The organism is Streptomyces sp. NPDC000151 (assembly GCF_040301705.1).
In the GTDB taxonomy this organism is placed as follows: domain Bacteria; phylum Actinomycetota; class Actinomycetes; order Streptomycetales; family Streptomycetaceae; genus Streptomyces.
This window is the reverse complement of sequence record NZ_JBEPFC010000010.1, coordinates 12,316-28,897: the sequence shown is the minus strand read 5'-3', so window position 1 is coordinate 28,897 and position 16,582 is coordinate 12,316. Positions and strand designations below refer to the sequence as shown.

The window sequence follows — 16,582 nt, the reverse complement described above, 5'->3', positions numbered from 1 at the left end:
GGCAGTGCCTTAGCGGTGTTACGTGCCGTGCCGTCCTCTCGCCTCACCTCAACCGAGTCTGGGCGTCGCACCGGCCGCCAACCAGGACATACGCTGCCTGGGTGCCGCACACCCAGGCAGCGCACCGTCGGCCGGGCCTAGCCTGGAGATATGTCTGACAACGCCCTGGGAGAATTCCTGCGCGCCCGGCGCTCCGGCCTGCGGCCCGAAGACGTCGGTATGGCGAGCTACGGCGTACGCAGAGTCGCCGGGCTGCGGCGCGAGGAGGTCGCGGTGCTGGCCGGAGTGAGCGCCGACTACTACACCCGTCTCGAACAGGGCCGCGAGCGCCACCCTTCTTCCCAGGTCCTGGACGCCCTCAGCCGCGCGTTGCACCTCGACACCGACGCCCGCGCGCACGCCTACCGACTGGCCGGCACCGCACCGACCGGCCGGCCCCGCAGCGGGACGTGGTCAGCCCGGCACTGCGCCAGCTCATGGACGGCTGTCCCCACACCCCGGCCTTCGTCCTCAACAGCACCCTGGACATCCTGGCCGGCAATGCCCTGGCCGACGCCCTGTACTCACCTTTCAACCCCGCGGACAACCTCGCCCGCATGACGTTCCTCGACCCCGCTGGCCGAGATTTCTACGCCCGCTGGGAATGGAACGCACAGGCCGTCGTGGCCAACCTGCGCCAGGCAGTCGGCCTCGATCCCGACAACCCCCGGCTGCATGTGCTCATCGACGTACTGACCGGACAGAGCACTGAATTCTCCGCCCTGTGGCAGGCTCACACCGTGCGCGGCAAGACCCAGGATGCCAAGCGGCTCAACCACCCCGACGTCGGTCCGCTCACCCTCACCTACCAAGCCTTCGACGTCCGCGACGCACCCGGCCAGCAACTCGTCATCTACCACGCCGAACCCGGTAGCCCCAGCGCCCAGGCACTGTCCCTGCTCGGCACCATCGACGCCACGCGGCGACAGCCAGATCCCTTGGAGCACCATGATCCTCCCCAAAGATCGTGACCCCCGCTTCATCACCATCCGCCGTGGAGGGACGCTTAGGGACTCCGACCATCGACTCCTGGCTTTGTGGGCTGCCGCGTGCGCGGAGCACGTTCTGCCGCTCTTCGAGTCGGTGCAGCCCTCGGACCCGCGCCCCCGCGAGGCGATCGAGCGGATTCGGGTATGGACGCGCGGCGAGATCAGGATGTCGCAGTCCCGAACGGCGGGTGGCCATGCCATGGCTGCGGCAAGAGAGTTGAGCGGAGCCGCTCGGCACGCCGCGTATGCTGCCGGCCAGGCGGCGGTGGTGGCGCATGTCGCCGCACACGAGCTGGGCGCTGCGGCCTACGCGATCAAGGCCGTGCGTGCGGCGGCCCCCGGACGGCAGGGTGAGAGCGCCGGCAGGGTCGAGTGCCGTTGGCAGCGCGAACAGCTCCCGGAACCGATTCGTGAACTCGTTCTGGATGACCAGCGGTTGCGCAACGAGATCTGCTGGTCGGTCTTCGACTGTTGACGGGCTTGACGGCTTGTCTGTACTGCGTTCTTGGAATCTACCGTTCCGGTCCCTGTTGGGAGATGAGCAGCAGAACTCCCTGCTATGGTGCGCCGATGTCATCGATCAAGCAGTTCCAAGTCACCTTCGACTGCGCGGAACCTGAGCGTGTCGCTCGCTTTTGGTGCGAGGTGTTGGGGTACGTCGTACCGCCGCCTCCGGAGGGGTTTGCTACTTGGGACGATTTCAATCGCGCACTGCCGCCTGAGCGTCAGGGTTCAGCGTTCGCATGCATTGATCCCTCAGGTGTGGGCCCGCGACTGTTCTTTCAGCGCGTTCCCGAAGGCAAGGTCGTCAAGAATCGGCTGCATCTTGACGTGCGGGTCGGCACCGGGCTCGTGGGAGCGGAGCGCCTGGCCGCGCTTGAGGCCGAATGCGCACGGCTGGTCGCGCTCGGCGCGGTACGCGTGCGACTACTGCCTGCCGATGGCTACAACGAGTCGTGCATTGTGATGCAGGACGTCGAAGGCAACGAGTTCTGTCTCGACTGAGCGTTCTTCGAGACGGCGTGGTGGGAAGTCCCGGGGGCCGGTCGACTCGACGGTCATCCGAAATGCAAAAAACCCCGGGCCCGGCGGATGGAATTCCGCTGGGCCCGGGGATCAGTAGCGGGGACAGGATTTGAACCTGCGACCTCTGGGTTATGAGCCCAGCGAGCTACCGAGCTGCTCCACCCCGCGTCGGTAAATACGACTCTACGCGGCCGGAGCCGTTACGCCTAATCGGCTCTGGCCCCGGCCCCTGCCGATCGGCCGCGGCCCCGGAATGATCCAAACGACACCCCCTAGCCCCACCGCAGCATCGCGGCCGCCACCACCGCGAGCAGGGCGATGTAGGACCACGCGTACGTACGGTCCGGTATGCGTGGTGGGCGGCGGCGTAGTACCGCGATCACCGGCAAGGCGCCGAGGAGCAGTGCCGCGGCGGCGCCGGGGTCGACGAGGCCCACCAGGTGTACGTGTGCGTCCGTGCCGGCCGGGAGGGCAGAGCCGCTCAGGGAGACCATGGCGGCCGGGAGTGCGATGGCCAGGGTGAGGGGGTTGGCCAGGGCGGTCGCCACGTGCATCGTGTGCCCGGCCCGGCGCATCGCGGGCACCGTCATGACGCTGCCGCCCACGCCCAGGAAGGCCGCGACCGCGCCGACCGGTGCGCCGAGGACGGGTGGCAGGGGCCGCGGCGCATCGGAGGCCGCCTTGGCCGGCGACCGCGGGCGGAGGAAGCCGGGGCGCAGGAGCAGGTCGGCGATGGTGAGGGCGATGTACGCGACGAACGCCCAGCGGGCCAGGGCGGGCGGGGCGACGCGCGTGGCGAGCGCGCCGGCCGAGGCGCCGGCCGCCAGCAGGAGGAGGAGCGTGCCGCTGCCGCGGAGGGCGCCGAGCACCCGCCGCGGCGTGACGGCCGTCGCGAATCCGGCGTTCACCACCATCACCAGGGCCGAGGTGGCCGTCGCCACCCGCATCGCGTCCGCACCGAGCGCGGCGTCCGCCCACACCACCACCGGGACCGCGACGAACCCGCCGCCGAACCCGAACAACACCGTCGTCACTCCGGTGAGGAGCCCGATCCCGGTCAATGCCATTACGTCCACTACGTCCACACGACCCACTTCACCAGCTCCGGCGGTCGGCCCGCATGCGAAAGTCGGTCTTCTTCTTTCGCGGCTCGGCCAGTACCGTGGCTACGGTGGCGGGGTGAAGAACGTTTCCCTGGACAGCGTCGACCACGTCGACCGGGCCGTCCTGCCCATCGGTACCGACTACCCGGCCGGCCACGTACTGGACTGGCACGAGCACCGGCGCGCGCAGTTCCTGTACGGCGCCACCGGGGTCATGGTCGTCGACACCGATGAGGGCACCTGGACCGTGCCACCCGAGCGGGCCGTGCTGATTCCGGCCGTCACCCGGCATCGGGTCCGCATGCTGGGGGTGAGCACGCGCAGCCTGTACATCGAGCCGGACGCCGTCCCCTGGTGGCCCGCCACCTGTACGGTCGTGGACGTACCGCCGCTGCTGCGCGAACTGCTGCTGGCCGCCGTGGAGTTCGAGGCCGAATACCCTCTCTCCGGGCGGGAGGGGCACATCGCCGCGCTTCTCCTGCACGAGATCGCCGCGCGCACCCCGCTCCCGTTCCACGTCGGGATTCCCGCCTCGGCCGAGCTCGCGGCGCTCTGCCGCGCGTACCTGGCCGCTCCGGACGCCGGGGTCAGCAACGCCGACTGGGCCGTGCGGACGGCCATGAGCGAGCGGGCCTTCACCCGGCGGTTCCGCGCGGAGACCGGTGACAGCCCCGCCGTCTGGCGGGCCCGCGCCCGCCTGCTCGCGGCCGTCCCACTGCTGCGCACCGCGTCGGTCACCGAGGTCGCCGGCCACCTCGGCTACGCCTCTCCCGCCGCCTTCACCGCCGCCTTCACCCGCGCCTTCGGCGCGCCCCCGTCCCGCTTCGCCAAGCGCCCCGCGGGCGGCGGCGCCGGCGCCCGCGGACCCATCTGATCAGCGGAACCCCTGCGGGCCTCTGGCCGCGCTCAGCCGGTGGCAGCGCCGAGCCACTTCCGCTCGCGCTCAGTCGACGGCGGCGCCGAACCACTTCCGCTCGCGTTCAGCCGACAGCAGCGCCGAACCACCTCGGCAGCTCGCCGAGCAGCCCCCGCTGGTCCTCGCCGGCCCACGCCACGTGGCCGTCCGGTCGCAGGAGCACCGCGGGCACGTCCAGTTCCTCGCTGACGTCGATGACATGGTCGACCCGGTCTTCCCAGCCCGCCACCGAGAGCCGGCCGGTCTGGTCGAGCAGGAGGCCGCGGCCGTCGTGCATGAGCTCGTAGAGGCGACCCCGTTTCAGCTGCACGTCCCGCATCCGCCGGCCGAGCAGTTCGTGGCCCTCGCCGAAGTCGTAGCTCACGTCGACCGCGGTGATGATCCCCGTCACGTACCGGTTCACCTCCTCGAAGTCCATCAGCTTGGAGAACAGCTCGCGCAGCGCGGTCGCGCCCGGATCGGTCCCCAGCAGTGTGATCTGCGCGCGGGTGTTGTCCAGCACGCGGGCGCCCACCGGGTGCCGTTCGGTGTGGTAGCTGTCCAGCAGCCCCTCCGGGGCCCAGCCACGCACCGCGGCGGCCAGCTTCCAGCCGAGGTTGAACGCGTCCTGCACGCCGAGGTTGAGGCCCTGCCCGCCGGTCGGCGGGTGGATGTGCGCCGCGTCGCCGGCCAGCAGCACCCGGGCGACCCGATAGCGCTCGGCCTGCCGGGTGGCGTCGCCGAACCGGGACAGCCAGCGCGGCGAGTGCGCGCCGAAGTCGGTGCCGGCGGTCGCCCGCAACTGCCGCGTGAAGTCGTCGAGGGTCGGCTCGGCCGTACGGTCCTCGGCCACCCCGTCGGCCGGCACGACAACGCGGTACACCCCGTTCTCGCCGGGGGAGACGCTGAATCGCAGTTGGGCCTTGCGGACTTCCTCGACGACAGCGGCAATCGTCGCCGGGTCCTCGGTCAGCTCCATTTCGCCCAGCAGGGTCTCGACCTTGGCGGGCTCGCCGGGGAAGCCGACGCCGAGCAGCTTGCGCACCGTACTGCGGCCGCCGTCGCACCCGACGAGGTAGCGCGAGCGCAGCTGTGTCCCGTCCGCCGGTTCGACGGTCACCCCGTCCTCGTCCTGGCTCAGCCCGACCACTTCGCAGCCGCGCCGGATCTCGGCACCGAGTTCGAGGGCACGCTCGTTGAGCAGCCGCTCGGTGACCGGCTGCGGGGTGGCGACGCCGTACGGGTGCGCCGTGTCCAGCCGGTCCGGCCACGGCTTCACGATGCTGCCGAAGAGGCCGCCGGCCTGGAACGTCTCACTGACCGCGAGGAACCGGTCCAACAGGCCGCGCTGGTCCATCATCTCGACGCTGCGCGCGTGCAGGCCCTGCCCGCGGGACTGCCTGGTCGGCTCGGTCGACTTCTCCAGTACGACCACACGCACACCGTGCAGCCGCAACTCGCAGGCCAGCATCAAGCCGGTCGGCCCACCACCGGCAATGATCACGTCGATCAACGCACACCCCGTTTTCCGTGGATTCTTGCTCAGGCCGGTGATTCTGCGGCATCACCGGGGCCTTGCCGCAAGGCCCCCAGTGCGCTATACGTTGAGAGTGGCAAGGAGTGGGTAACCTCCTTGCCTTTACTTTTGGGGCCTTTACTTTTGGGCCTTTGCCGCTTGGCCATTACATGGCCATGCACAGTCTCCGGGCATCGAGGATCGCGGCGTGTACGTTGCGGTGGGCGACCGCGTCGCCTATCCGGAACAACTGGTAGGAACCGTTCTCGTGGATCACCTTGTGCTGCGGGCGGCCCTCGGTCAGTGCGGTGAGGTCGCACTCGCCCAAGTTGCGTGAGTCCGGCCGCAGTTGGTGGTACAGGTCGTCGAGGGGCAGGGTCCCGTGCTCGACGACGACCTGGTCGACCGTCCGCTCGGTGAGCACGTCGGAGTACGCGTTGGCGAGGGTGGCGACGAGCGCGCCGCCCTCCCGCCGGACCGACCGCAGCACATGGTCGGGAGTCAGGACCACGCCGGAGGAGTACAGGGTGCGCAGGTAGTCCGGGTAGAGCGTGCCGGTGACGTCCGCGCCGACCATCCGGTCGGGGGTGACGATCTCCACCTGCGCGCCGGTACCGGTCAGCCGCTCGGCGGCGGTCAGCGCCTGCTCCCCGCCGTGGTCGTCGAAGATCAGTACGCGGCGCCCTGGCCGGGGCGCCCGGCTCAGTACGTCCCAGGTGGAGTCGGTGAGTTCCGCGCCGGATTCGACCACGTCGGTGTCGGGGAGGCCGCCGGTGGCCAGTACTACGACGTCGGGCCGGGTGGCCAGGACGTCGGCGGGCTCGGCGAGGCAGCTGAGCCGGATCGTCACGCCGAGGCGCCGGATCTCCTGGACCAGCCAGTGGACGATCCCGGCCTTCTCGGCGTGGCGCGGGGTACGGGAGGCCAGCAGCAGCTGCCCGCCGAGCCGGTCGGCGGCTTCGAGCAGGGTGACGCGGTGCCCGCGCTCGGCGCAGACGCGGGCGGCCTCCAGCCCCGCCGGTCCGCCGCCGACCACGACCACCTGCTTGGCCGCCTCGGCGCGGGTGACCAGGTGCGGGATCGTCGCTTCCCGTCCGGTGGCGGGGTTGTGCAGGCAGAACGTCTCGACGCGGGAGGCGCAGTAGGTGGCCCCTACGCAGGGGCGGATGCGGTCCTCCTCCCCGCTGATCAGCTTGGCGACGATGTGCGGGTCGGCGATGTGGGCACGGGTCATCCCGACCATGTCGGCGTGCCCCTCGGCGATCGCGTGCCGCGCGGTGGGCAGGTCGGCGATCCGCCCCGCGTGGAAGACCGGGATGCCGACTGCCCTGCGGATCGCGCCCGCGACCGGGAGGCGGTCGCCCAGCGGCCGGCCGAAGACCGGTATGACCTCCGCCAGTTCGCGGTCGGTGTTGCCGGAGCCGTGCACGACGGACAGGAAGTCGAGCATGCCGGTGCCGGCCATCGCCGTGGCGATGTCGACGCACTCGGCAGGCGTCAGTCCGTCGGGCACCCCTTCGTCTCCGGGAATGCGCATGCCGACGACGAAGTCGGCGCCGACCTGGTCGCGGACCTCCGCCAGCACCATCCGCCCGAAGCGCAGCCGGTTCTCCAGGCTGCCGCCGAACTCGTCGGTGCGGTGATTGGTGCGCGGCGACCAGAACTGGTCGATCAGATGGCCGGCCATGGCGGCGATCTCTATGCCGTCGAGCCCGCCCTCGCGCGCCCGCCGGGCGGCCGCACCGTACGCCTTGACGATCCGGTCGATGTCGAACCGCTCGATCACCTTGGGAAAGCTGCGGTGTGCCCGCTCGCGCACCGCGGAGGGGCCGAGCGCCGGCAGCCACCGGTCGATGTCCCACTTCGACCGGCGCCCGAGGTGCGTCAGCTGGATCATCACGGCGGTACCGTGCCGGTGCAGCCGGTCGGAGAGCGAACGGTAGAACGGCAGGATCGCGTCGTCACCCGCGTCGAGCTGGTCGAAGACATTGGCCGAGTCGGCCGCGACGTTGCTCGACCCTCCGATGATCGTCAGTGCGATGCCGCCCTTGGCCTTCTCCTCGTGGTACAGCTCGTACCGCAGGCCCGGCGCACCGCCGTCGAGATAGCCGGACGGTGCGTGTCCGGTGCTGTAGACGCGGTTCTTCAGCACCAGGTTGTTCAGCTTCAGCGGCTGCAGTACCGGGTCGTTCGGGCTCATGGCAGAGGCTCCTTCAGCAGGTCAGCGGAAGCGGCCGGGGCGGAACGCCGCGAGCAGCGGGCTGCGTTCCCCGGTAGTGATTTCGTCGGCCAGCAGCTCGCCGGCGATCAGGGCGAGGGTCGCGCCGCTGTGGGTGAACGCGACGAACAGGCCCTGTACTTCGTCGAGTTCGCCGAGTACCGGCTCGCCGTCCCCCGGGATCGGCTTGCGGCCGACGCCGTAGGAGTCCAGCTCCAGGCGCGGATGGCCGGCGAGGACGGCCGACGCCTCGCGCAGCAGCTTCTCGACCGTGGAGTGCTTGACCTCGTACGTGCCGTCCGCATGGGCCACCACCTCGCGCGCGGTGGCGTCGGAGTCCATCACCAGCGCACCGTCCGGAGTGGGCCGCAGCGCCACGCGCGGGGTGTTCAGGGTGGCGCGCAGGGCCGTGTCGACGGGCGTGGTGCGCACGAGCAACGCCTGGGGTGTCGCGTCCGGGATCTCCACGCCGTATTGCCGCACCGTGCCCGGCACGTCGGCCCCCGTCGCCAGCAGGGCCGTGTCGACGTCGATGCGTTCACCCGCCCCCGTCCGTACGGCGGCCACGCGGTCCCCCTCGACGACGACGGAGGCGGGGCCGGCACCGGTGAGGATCCGGCCGCCGGCCGCGACGAGGTCGTCGGCGAGCTGCCGGACGAGGGGGACGAGGTCCACCCACCCCTCACCCGGGTTGAAGATCGCGCCCTCGTCGGGGATCGCGGCCGGGTCCACCCCGGGCGTCCACTGCGCCACTTCGTCGCGGGTCAGCCACTCGGCGTCGTACCCGTTGCGCCGCATGTGCGCGAACGCCGCCCGGTGCGACTCGGCCGCACCGGGCGCCGCCCAGGTCAGCCCGCCGTCGAACTTCAGGTAGCCGGACGAGGGGACGCGGGTGGCGAAGGTGCGGTACCGGTCCATGCCGAGCAGTCGGAGCCGGTGGTACGCCTCGGAGCGCTTGCCACCGAAGGAGTTGAGCCAGGACAGCGACCGGCCTGACGCACCGTCAGCCAGTTCGCCCGCGGTGACCAGGACGACGTCGGCGCCGCGGCGGGCGAGCTGTGCAGCCGTCGACACACCGATGACACCACCGCCGAGGACGGCGACGCGGGGACGGGAAGGGGAAGTGCGCATGGGAGTGCCTTTCGATGGGGCGATGGGGCGATGGGTCAATGAGTCGATGAACGTGAGGAAGGCTTGGCATGGGCAGGCCGGGCCGTACGCCGAGGACGCACCGGCCGGTCTTCCGGACGGCTCAGGCGGAGTGGTCCCGCGAGTGGTCCCGCGTACCGGGTCCGGCCGTGCTGGAGCGGACGATCAGCTCGGTCGGCAGCACGATCCGCTCACCGGGCAGGTCGTCGCCCTTGATGCGGGCGAAGAGCCGCTCCGCGGCGGTCCGCCCCATGTCCAGTGGCGACTGGGCCACAACGGTCAGCGGCGGGTCGACGAGTGTGGTCCAGTCCAGGTCGTCGAAACCGACCATCGAGACGTCGCCGGGGATGGCCACGCCGCGTCGGCGGGCCGCCTTGAACACACACTGCGTGGAGACGTTGTCGGCGGCGAAGACCGCAGTGGGCGGCTGAGGGAGCGTCAGCAGCGCGTCGGCCTCCTGCTCGGCACGGGCCACCTCGCCGATCCCCGCGTACCGGACCAGCTCGGCCGAGGAGGCCGCGAGGTACTCGTCCACGGCGGCGAGATAGCCGCGTATACGGTCGGTCGACGGCCGCGCCGCACCCCGCGCCGCCAGCCGGCCGGTGCTGCCGCGCACCGCCACTTCCGGGCCCTCGTCGAGGTCCACGCACGCCAGCAGCCCGATTCTGCGGTGGCCCAGTGTCAGCAGGTGCGCGACCGCCCCGTAGGCCGCCGCCGCGTTGTCGATCACCACGCTGTCGGCGTCGAGCACACCGCTCGACCGGTCGAGCAGGACGATCGGCACACCCAGCTCCTGGGCGTGTTTCAGGTGCCGCACATCGGTGACCGAGGTCGGCGCGACGACGATGCCCTCGACCTGCTTGTCCAACAGCACCTGGACCGCGGCGCGTTCGTCGTCGAGCCGGTCGTCGCTGTTGGTGAGGATCGCCTCGTAGCCCTGCGCGCGGGCCACGTCGCACACGCCGCGCACCGCGGTGGCGAAGTACGGGTTGGAGATGTCGGCGCCGACGAAGCCGATGGTGCGTGTACTGCCGGACCGCATGCTGCGCGCGACGACGTTGGGGGAGTACCCCAGCCGGTCCGCCGCCGCCGTCACCCGGTCGCGCAGGTCGTCCCCGACCCGGCCGTAGTTGCCGAGCGCCCGGCCGGCCGTGGCCACGGAGACGCCGGCTGCACGGGCCACGTCGGCCACCGTGGGGCGTCGGCGTCCGCCGCCCGCGCCTGCACCGGTCGCCATCACAGGACCTGCGAGAGGAACTTCCGCAACCGCGGAGAGCGTGGCGCGTCGAAGATCTGCTCGGGCGGTCCCGACTCCACCACGACTCCGGCGTCCATGAACACCACCGTATCGGCAACCTGCCGGGCGAAGCCCATCTCGTGCGTCACCACGATCATCGTCATGCCACCGCCCGCGAGGTCGGCCATCAGCTGCAACACCCCCTTGACCAGCTCGGGGTCCAGCGCGCTGGTGACCTCGTCGAAGAGCATCACCTGGGGCTCCATCGCCAACGCCCGTGCGATGGCCACCCGTTGCTGCTGTCCGCCCGACAGCTGACCGGGCCGGTGCTCGCTGCGGTCGGCCAGTCCCACCTCGCGCAACCGCTGCCGGGCGATCGTCTCGGCCTGCTCCTTGGGCAGCTTCTTCACATGGGTCAGCGCGAGCGTGATGTTCTGCAGCGCGGTCTTGTGCGGGAAGAGGTTGAAGTGCTGGAACACCATCCCGATGCGCTGCCGCAGCAGGTTGATGTCCATCGTCGCGGTGTCGGCGCCGTCGAGCAGTACCTCGCCCGAGGTGCGGGTCTCCATCCCGTTCAGGCAGCGCAGCAGCGTCGACTTCCCCGACCCTGAAGGGCCGATGACGCACACCACCTCGCCCGCCGGCGCGGCCAGCTCGGCGCCGCGGAGGACCTCGACGGACCCGAAGGTCATCCGGATGTCGCGCGCCTCCAGCGAGGCGCCGGTGGAGCGCGGCGCGGCCGGCGGAACGGTCAGGTCGGGTGTGGTCATGCCAGCGCCTCCTTCTTCGGTCCGACGGGCGACGGCTCCTCGGCCGCCACGGCCGGGCGTGACCCCTCGCGCAGCCGTCGGTCGATGGAGTTGACCAGGTGGGTCAGCGGGACGGTCAGCAGCAGGTAACACAGGCCGGTGGCCAGCAGCGGGGAGAGGTTGCCGGCGGTCACCGCGTCGTCCTGGCCGATCCGGAACAGCTCGCGCTGCGTGGTGATCAGGCCCAGGAAGTACACCAGGCTGGAGTCCTTGATGATGGCGATGAACTGGTTGACCATCGCCGGCAGGACCCGGCGCACGCCCTGAGGGACCACCACCAGGCGCAGCGCCTGGCCGTGGCTGAGTCCCAGGGCACGGCACGCCTCGCCCTGCCCCTTGTCCACGCTCTGGATGCCGGATCGGAAGATCTCGCCGATGTACGCGCCGGACATCAGGCTCATGGCCAGGACGGCCACCGGGTACGGCGAGGCGAGCCAGCTGATCTGTGCGGAGAAGACCCCCTCGCCGACGATCAGGATGGTCAGCGCCGCGGGCAGGCCGCGGAAGACGTCGGTGTACACGCGGGCGGGCACCCGCAGCCATCGGTGGCGCGACAGGCCCATGATCGCCAGCGCCATGCCGATGACGCTGCCCAGCAGGGCGGACGAGACGGCCAGGGCGAGGGTGTTGCGCAATCCGTAGGTCAGCAGGTCCGGCAGTACGTGGCGGATCAGCTGCCAGTCGAAGAAGTTGTTGAGGAGGTCGTTCACTGCTGCCCCTTGGCGGTGTACGGCGGCAGCTGACCGGTGCGGGATACCGGTGCCTTGGGGAAGTACTTCTTGTAGAGCCGCAACCACGTGCCGTCGTCGACCAGTTGCCTCAGCGCGCCGTTGAGCTTTCCGGCCAGCGCGGTGTTGCCCTTGCGCACCGCCCAGCCGGCCGGGTAGTCGGTGGCCGGGACGGTGACCGGCTGGCTCAGCCGCAGCTTCGGGTACTTCTTGGCGATCGCCAGGTTCGGTTCGAAGTCGTTGAAGAAGCCGGCGACCCGGTCGTTCTTCAGCGCCAGGTCGGCGGAGTTGGCGTCGGGGAAGCGGACGATGTCCGCGCCCGGGAGGAACCTGTTCGCGTTGGTGTCGGCGATGGAGCCCTGCAGTACCGCGATCCGCTTGCCCTTCGTGCTGGCGGCATCGGCGGTGATCCCGCTCTTCGGGCCGGTGAGCACCCCGAAGTAGCCGGCGAGGTAGCCGTCGGAGAAGTCGACCGTCTTCTTCCGCGGCGCGGTGATGCCGACGGCAGCGGCGGCCACGTCGAACTGCCGGTTGTTGACCGCGGGCAGCAGCCCCGAGAACTCCAGCGCGACGATCCGCGGCTTGAGGTGGAGCTTGCGTGCCGCGGCCGAGATCAGATCGACCTCGAACCCGGTCAGCTCGCCGTTCTCCTCGTAGGCGTACGGCTTCATGTTGTTCGACGTACCGATCTTCAGCGTGCCCGCCTCGGCGACTCCTGCCGCTTTCGCGGCGGCATCCGTGCCGGTGGCCGCACCGGTACCGCAACCGGCTGTCCCGAGCAACGACAGGGCGACCGCGGCGACCACCCCCCGTACCGAACGGACCTTCGCCATTGTTCCTCCAACCGTGCCGGGGTCGAGAGAACGTTCTCTCGTCGAGGTGTGAGAACGTTCCCACGGTGCCTGTGGAGCGTCAAGACCTCAACTCGTGCAGCGTGAAGACCCACAACCCGTGCAGCGTGCAGACCCGCAACTGGAGGACGACCGCCGCCGATCCGGCCCCCTCGGGCCACGGCCCGTCGGTACACGTGCGACGGCCCGGCGGCCGCTCACGGGGAGCGGGCCGCCGGGCCGCACGGGTGCTGCCGGGTCAGGACTCGTCGTCGCGGTCCGTCAGGGAGTCCTTCATCCCCCGGGTCTGGCCCTTGGCGTCGTCCACGGCGTTCTTCGCCTTGCCCTTGGCCTCGTCGGCGCGGCCCTGGCCCTTCGTACGGCTGTCGCCGGTGGCCTTGCCGGCCATCTGCTTGGCCTTGCCCTTGAGCTTGTCCATGGCGCCCTTGTCACCCATGCCGGTACTCCTTCGTCTCGTCGGCGGGACGGCAACCACGCTGCCCCACCCCTCGCCGGCCCGCACCCCGGAGAGGGCCGGGCCGGTGCGGTCACCGGTGGCTGGACCGGTGGAACCCACCCCCATCTGGTCCTGTCCCGCCGGTCGTCCAGCGGGCAGCATGTCGGGAATTCCATGCCGATCAGCAGGCGCCGGCCTGCGTCAGGTGGTGACCGCTCGATGCCCGAGGTACCCCGTACCGCCGATCCATGCACAGCCGCCGATCTGGTCCTGCTCAACGGCACGGTCCGCACGATGGACCGGGCCGGTACGACCCGTACCGCACTCGCCGCGCGCGGCGGACGGGTGCTCACCGTCGACGACGACGCCGCGGTGCACGGGCTCATCGGGCCGCGCACCCGGGTACTGGACCTCCAGGGCCGCTGCGCGGTGCCGGGGTTCATCGAGACCCACAACCACCCCACCTTCTTCGGGCTGACGCTCGCCGCCGATGTCGACGCGGGCAGCCCGCCCAACGCCACCATCGCCGACATCGTCGCCCGGGTGGAGCAGGCCGCCGCCGACGCCGAGCCGGGCATGTGGGTGCGCGGCTACCGGTACGACGACACGCTGCTCGCCGACGACCGGCACCCCACCCGCGCCGACCTCGACCCGGTGTCCAGGGACCGGCCGGTCTGCCTCCAGCACGTCTCGGGCCACTTCTGCGTACTGAATTCGGCGGGGCTGCGGCTGCTCGGCATCGACCGGAACACCCCCGACCCGGTGGGCGGCGCGATCCACCGGGACGCGGCGGGCGAGCCGGACGGGGTGCTCGCGGAGACCGCCGCGTTCGCCGCCTACGCGGCCATGCCCAAGCCGGAGACCGCCGACCTCGCCGAGGCGATCGGGCTGGCCGGTGACGCCTATCTGGCGGCCGGCGTCACCACCGTCCACGACACCGGGCTCGGGCTGGTCGGCGGGCCCGCCGAACTCGACGCGTACCGGATGGCGCGCCGCAACGGACGGCTGCGCAACCGGATCCAGGCATACCTCGTACAGGATCTCTTCCCCGGTCTGTCGCGCGGCGAGCTCAGCCCGGTCGAGGCGGGCGTCGCCGGGCTCGGCGACGACCTCTTCCGGGTGGCCGGCGTGAAGCTGTGGGCCGACGGCTCGCTCCAGGGCCTGACCGGCTGCGTCTCGGAGGGGTACGCCTGCGCGCCGGACAAGAACGGGCTGCTGATCTTCCCGCAGGACGACCTCAGCAGGCGGGTGGCCACGCTGCACGAGGCCGGCTGGCAGGTCGCGATCCACGGCAACGGCGACGCCGCGATCCAGGCGATCCTGGAGGCGTACGCGAAGCTCGGCCTCGACCCAGTGGAGGGCGACCGGCGGCACCGTATCGAGCACTGCCAGATGGTCAGCGAGCGGCAGCTGGACCAGATGGCCGGCGCCGGCATCCTCGCGTCCTTCTTCATCAAGCACGTCTACTACTGGGGCGACCGGCACCGGGACCGGTTCCTCGGCCCCGAACGGGCGCGGCGCATCGACCCGCTCGCCTCCGCGGTCAAGCACGGGGTGACCTTCGGGCTGCACTCGGACACGCCGGTGGTCCCCGTACCGCCGCTGGAGGGCATCTGGTGCGCGGTGCGCCGGACGACCCGCGACGGCCACGAGCTGGGGCCCGAGCAGCGGGTGGACGTGGACACGGCGCTGCGCGGCTACACCAGCCAGGCCGCCCACCTCGGCTTCGAGGAGCGCGACAAGGGCAGCCTGGAGCCGGGCAAGCTGGCCGACATCGCGGTGCTCTCCGCCGATCCGGGCGCGGTCGCGCCGGACGCGGTGCGGGCGCTCCAGGTGGACGCGACGGTCATCGGCGGCGAGGTCGTCTGGGGCGGCGCGGGGCTGGACGCCGGGGGCCCCGCCGGGGGAGGGGCCGGCCGGTGAGCGGTAAGCGGAAGAGCCTCGGCATCGGGCTCGGGCTGCCGGCGCTGGCGATCCTCGTCGTCATGCCGCTGCTCGCGGACACGGACGTGTACGTCCTCGGCATCCCGCTGCTGTGGGCGTGGATGTTCGCGTGGTTCCCGCTCACCAGCCTGTGCCTGTGGGTGGCCTGGCGGATCGACGAACCGCGGTACCGGGACGAGCGTACCGACGAGGGGGCGGCGAGATGACCGCGGCGATCTTCTTCGGCGTCATGGCGGTCTCCGTCCTGGTCGCCTTCAGCGCCCGGCGCGGGATGAAGAACATGTCGATCGGGGAGTACCTCGTCGGCGGCCGGTCCTTCCCGCCCTGGCTGCTGTACTTCCTCGCGGTCGGCGAGATCTACAGCATCGGCACCATGATCGGTTTCCCGGCGGGCATCTACGCGGGCGGCGCGAGCTACGGCATCTGGTTCCTCGGCTACATCCTGCTGGCCTATCCGCTGGGGTACTACATCGCACCGCTGATCTGGCGGGCCGGGGTGCGGTACGACGCGATGACCGTGCCCGACGTCTTCGGGCGGCACTTCCGCAGCCGGAGCCTGGAGCTGGTCACCGCGGGCGCGCTGCTGGTCGCGCTGGTGCCGTGGGGCCAGTACCAGTTCATCGGTATGCAGGTCGTGCTGCAGGCGCTCGGGCTGCCGATCAGCCCCGTGCAGTCGGTGCTCCTGGCGGGCGTGATCGCCTTCCTCTACCTGGCCGTCTCCGGGGTCCGCTCGCCCGCCTTCGTCGCGATCCTGAAGGACGTGCTGATGGTGCTCGGCATCGTCGTCGCGGGGGTGGTGGCGGTGACGGCGGGCGGCGGCCCGGCGGAGGTCTTCGGCCCGGATTCCGTGCCGCGCGCGCAGGTGACGATGAGCGGGTCGCCGATGGTCTTCGCGCTCACCACCATCGTCTTCCAGAGCGTCACGTTCTACCTGGGCTTCTCCGCCGCGTACATCTTCACCGCCAAGTCCGAGCGGGCGATCAAGTCCTCGACGGTGTGGATGCCGGTCTACATGCTGATGTATCCGTTCCTCGTCGCCACCGCCTACTTCGCCTTCGCCGACCGCCCGCACGTGAAGGACCCCAACACGGTCTTCATGGCGATCGTCCAGGACCGGCTGCCGGACTGGCTGGTGGGCGTGGTGGCCGCGGGCGCGGGCCTGTCGGGCGTCCTGGTGCTGGCCGTCACCGCGCTGACCATCGGCGGCATCGTCTCCCGCAACCTCGCGCCGAACATCCGCCCCGAGGCGCAGCGCCGCACCACCACGGCGGTGGTCGCGGTCTTCCTGGTCGCCGCCGCGGTGCTCACCCTCACCGCCTCGACGCTGATGCTGACGGTGCTGAACCTGACGTACTACCTGCTCGGCCAGCTCGTACCGGGCTGGCTCGCGCTGATGTTCTTCCGCCGGGTGCGGCCGTGGGCGGTCTCGACTGGGATGCTCGGCGGCGTCGCGGCGTCCATCGTGCTGTACGTGACCGATCCCGACCTGGGCGGCATCAACCCCGGCCTGGTCGCCGTCGCACTCAACTGCGTACTGATGTTCGGGCTGAGCCTGCTGTGCCCCGGCCCGGCCACCGAGCCGGTGTCGGCGCTCCCTCGGGTGACGTCCGGTCAGGGCGCGCCCTAGGCCGGTCGCGCGGCT

Annotated in this window: 15 protein-coding genes, 1 tRNA gene and 1 pseudogene; 7 read left to right on the top strand and 10 right to left on the bottom strand. The window is 71.1% G+C overall.

What is annotated here, in order from left to right:
* Positions 1–150: 150 nt before the first annotated feature.
* From ABT381_RS05410 to ABT381_RS05400, 3 genes and pseudogenes are all read left to right on the top strand, one after another.
* Positions 151–1,010: pseudogene (locus tag ABT381_RS05410) on the top strand (helix-turn-helix transcriptional regulator).
* Positions 988–1,503, top strand: a complete 516-nt coding sequence (locus tag ABT381_RS05405) for a putative immunity protein (RefSeq protein ID WP_351588033.1) — start codon at positions 988–990, stop codon at positions 1,501–1,503. The pseudogene ABT381_RS05410 and the gene ABT381_RS05405 overlap by 23 nt, the downstream one beginning before the upstream one ends.
* Before the next feature lie 95 nt (positions 1,504–1,598).
* Positions 1,599–2,033: a VOC family protein gene (locus ABT381_RS05400; protein ID WP_351588030.1), complete on the top strand. Its 435-nt coding sequence runs from the start codon at positions 1,599–1,601 to the stop codon at positions 2,031–2,033.
* A 115-nt stretch (positions 2,034–2,148) separates the two neighbouring features.
* On the opposite strand, the gene ABT381_RS05395 is transcribed toward ABT381_RS05400, so the two are convergent.
* Positions 2,149–2,222 (bottom strand) — tRNA-Met (locus ABT381_RS05395).
* Between the two features lie 104 nt (positions 2,223–2,326).
* Positions 2,327–3,121, bottom strand: coding sequence for a sulfite exporter TauE/SafE family protein (locus tag ABT381_RS05390; RefSeq protein ID WP_467754589.1), 795 nt, complete (start codon positions 3,119–3,121; stop codon positions 2,327–2,329).
* A gap of 112 nt (positions 3,122–3,233) precedes the next feature.
* Here ABT381_RS05390 and ABT381_RS05385 point away from each other — a divergent pair, with 112 nt between their 5' ends.
* Positions 3,234–4,031, top strand: a complete 798-nt coding sequence (locus ABT381_RS05385; RefSeq protein WP_351588027.1) for an AraC family transcriptional regulator — start codon at positions 3,234–3,236, stop codon at positions 4,029–4,031.
* Between the two features lie 106 nt (positions 4,032–4,137).
* Here the strand turns inward: ABT381_RS05385 and rox are convergent, their stop codons facing one another.
* From rox to ABT381_RS05345, 8 genes are all read right to left on the bottom strand, one after another.
* Positions 4,138–5,565 (bottom strand): rifampin monooxygenase, encoded by a 1,428-nt coding sequence (gene rox, locus ABT381_RS05380; protein ID WP_351588024.1) that lies wholly within the window; start codon positions 5,563–5,565, stop codon positions 4,138–4,140.
* 169 nt (positions 5,566–5,734) lie between these two features.
* Positions 5,735–7,768, bottom strand: coding sequence for an oxidoreductase (locus ABT381_RS05375; RefSeq protein ID WP_351588021.1), 2,034 nt, complete (start codon positions 7,766–7,768; stop codon positions 5,735–5,737).
* A gap of 21 nt (positions 7,769–7,789) precedes the next feature.
* On the bottom strand, positions 7,790–8,917 hold the full coding sequence (locus ABT381_RS05370; protein WP_351588018.1) for an NAD(P)/FAD-dependent oxidoreductase: 1,128 nt from the start codon (positions 8,915–8,917) through the stop codon (positions 7,790–7,792).
* A 121-nt stretch (positions 8,918–9,038) separates the two neighbouring features.
* Positions 9,039–10,118, bottom strand: coding sequence for a LacI family DNA-binding transcriptional regulator (locus ABT381_RS05365; protein ID WP_351588015.1), 1,080 nt, complete (start codon positions 10,116–10,118; stop codon positions 9,039–9,041).
* 53 nt (positions 10,119–10,171) lie between these two features.
* Positions 10,172–10,942: an amino acid ABC transporter ATP-binding protein gene (locus ABT381_RS05360; protein WP_351588012.1), complete on the bottom strand. Its 771-nt coding sequence runs from the start codon at positions 10,940–10,942 to the stop codon at positions 10,172–10,174.
* On the bottom strand, positions 10,939–11,691 hold the full coding sequence (locus ABT381_RS05355; protein ID WP_351588009.1) for an amino acid ABC transporter permease: 753 nt from the start codon (positions 11,689–11,691) through the stop codon (positions 10,939–10,941). The genes ABT381_RS05360 and ABT381_RS05355 overlap by 4 nt, the downstream gene beginning before the upstream one ends.
* Positions 11,688–12,542, bottom strand: coding sequence for an ABC transporter substrate-binding protein (locus ABT381_RS05350; protein WP_351588005.1), 855 nt, complete (start codon positions 12,540–12,542; stop codon positions 11,688–11,690). Before ABT381_RS05350 ends, ABT381_RS05355 begins: the two co-directional genes overlap by 4 nt.
* A 256-nt stretch (positions 12,543–12,798) precedes the next feature.
* Complete coding sequence (locus tag ABT381_RS05345; protein ID WP_351588002.1) at positions 12,799–12,996, bottom strand: CsbD family protein; 198 nt, start codon at positions 12,994–12,996, stop codon at positions 12,799–12,801.
* A 219-nt stretch (positions 12,997–13,215) separates the two neighbouring features.
* Between ABT381_RS05345 and ABT381_RS05340 the strand changes: the two genes are divergently transcribed.
* Genes ABT381_RS05340 through ABT381_RS05330 form a run of 3 tightly spaced genes read left to right on the top strand, consistent with a single transcriptional unit; the run spans position 13,216 to position 16,567 of the window.
* Positions 13,216–14,919: an amidohydrolase gene (locus ABT381_RS05340; RefSeq protein WP_351587999.1), complete on the top strand. Its 1,704-nt coding sequence runs from the start codon at positions 13,216–13,218 to the stop codon at positions 14,917–14,919.
* Positions 14,916–15,146 carry a DUF3311 domain-containing protein gene (locus ABT381_RS05335; protein WP_351587997.1) on the top strand — a complete coding sequence of 77 codons (231 nt, stop codon included), beginning with the start codon at positions 14,916–14,918 and terminating at the stop codon, positions 15,144–15,146. Before ABT381_RS05340 ends, ABT381_RS05335 begins: the two co-directional genes overlap by 4 nt.
* Positions 15,143–16,567 (top strand): sodium:solute symporter family protein, encoded by a 1,425-nt coding sequence (locus tag ABT381_RS05330; RefSeq protein ID WP_351587995.1) that lies wholly within the window; start codon positions 15,143–15,145, stop codon positions 16,565–16,567. Before ABT381_RS05335 ends, ABT381_RS05330 begins: the two co-directional genes overlap by 4 nt.
* The last annotated feature ends 15 nt before the right edge of the window (positions 16,568–16,582 follow it).

What these genes read in the sequence shown, in the direction of transcription:
- ABT381_RS05370 (WP_351588018.1), bottom strand. Translation starts at nt 8,917, where the DNA reads ATGCGCACTTCCCCTTCCCGTCCCCGCGTCGCCGTCCTCGGCGGTGGT.
- ABT381_RS05400 (WP_351588030.1), top strand. Translation starts at nt 1,599, where the DNA reads ATGTCATCGATCAAGCAGTTCCAAGTCACCTTCGACTGCGCGGAACCT.
- ABT381_RS05390 (WP_467754589.1), bottom strand. Translation starts at nt 3,121, where the DNA reads ATGGCATTGACCGGGATCGGGCTCCTCACCGGAGTGACGACGGTGTTG.
- ABT381_RS05375 (WP_351588021.1), bottom strand. Translation starts at nt 7,768, where the DNA reads ATGAGCCCGAACGACCCGGTACTGCAGCCGCTGAAGCTGAACAACCTG.
- ABT381_RS05350 (WP_351588005.1), bottom strand. Translation starts at nt 12,542, where the DNA reads ATGGCGAAGGTCCGTTCGGTACGGGGGGTGGTCGCCGCGGTCGCCCTG.
- ABT381_RS05405 (WP_351588033.1), top strand. Translation starts at nt 988, where the DNA reads ATGATCCTCCCCAAAGATCGTGACCCCCGCTTCATCACCATCCGCCGT.
- ABT381_RS05330 (WP_351587995.1), top strand. Translation starts at nt 15,143, where the DNA reads ATGACCGCGGCGATCTTCTTCGGCGTCATGGCGGTCTCCGTCCTGGTC.
- ABT381_RS05345 (WP_351588002.1), bottom strand. Translation starts at nt 12,996, where the DNA reads ATGGGTGACAAGGGCGCCATGGACAAGCTCAAGGGCAAGGCCAAGCAG.
- ABT381_RS05360 (WP_351588012.1), bottom strand. Translation starts at nt 10,942, where the DNA reads ATGACCACACCCGACCTGACCGTTCCGCCGGCCGCGCCGCGCTCCACC.
- ABT381_RS05340 (WP_351587999.1), top strand. Translation starts at nt 13,216, where the DNA reads ATGCCCGAGGTACCCCGTACCGCCGATCCATGCACAGCCGCCGATCTG.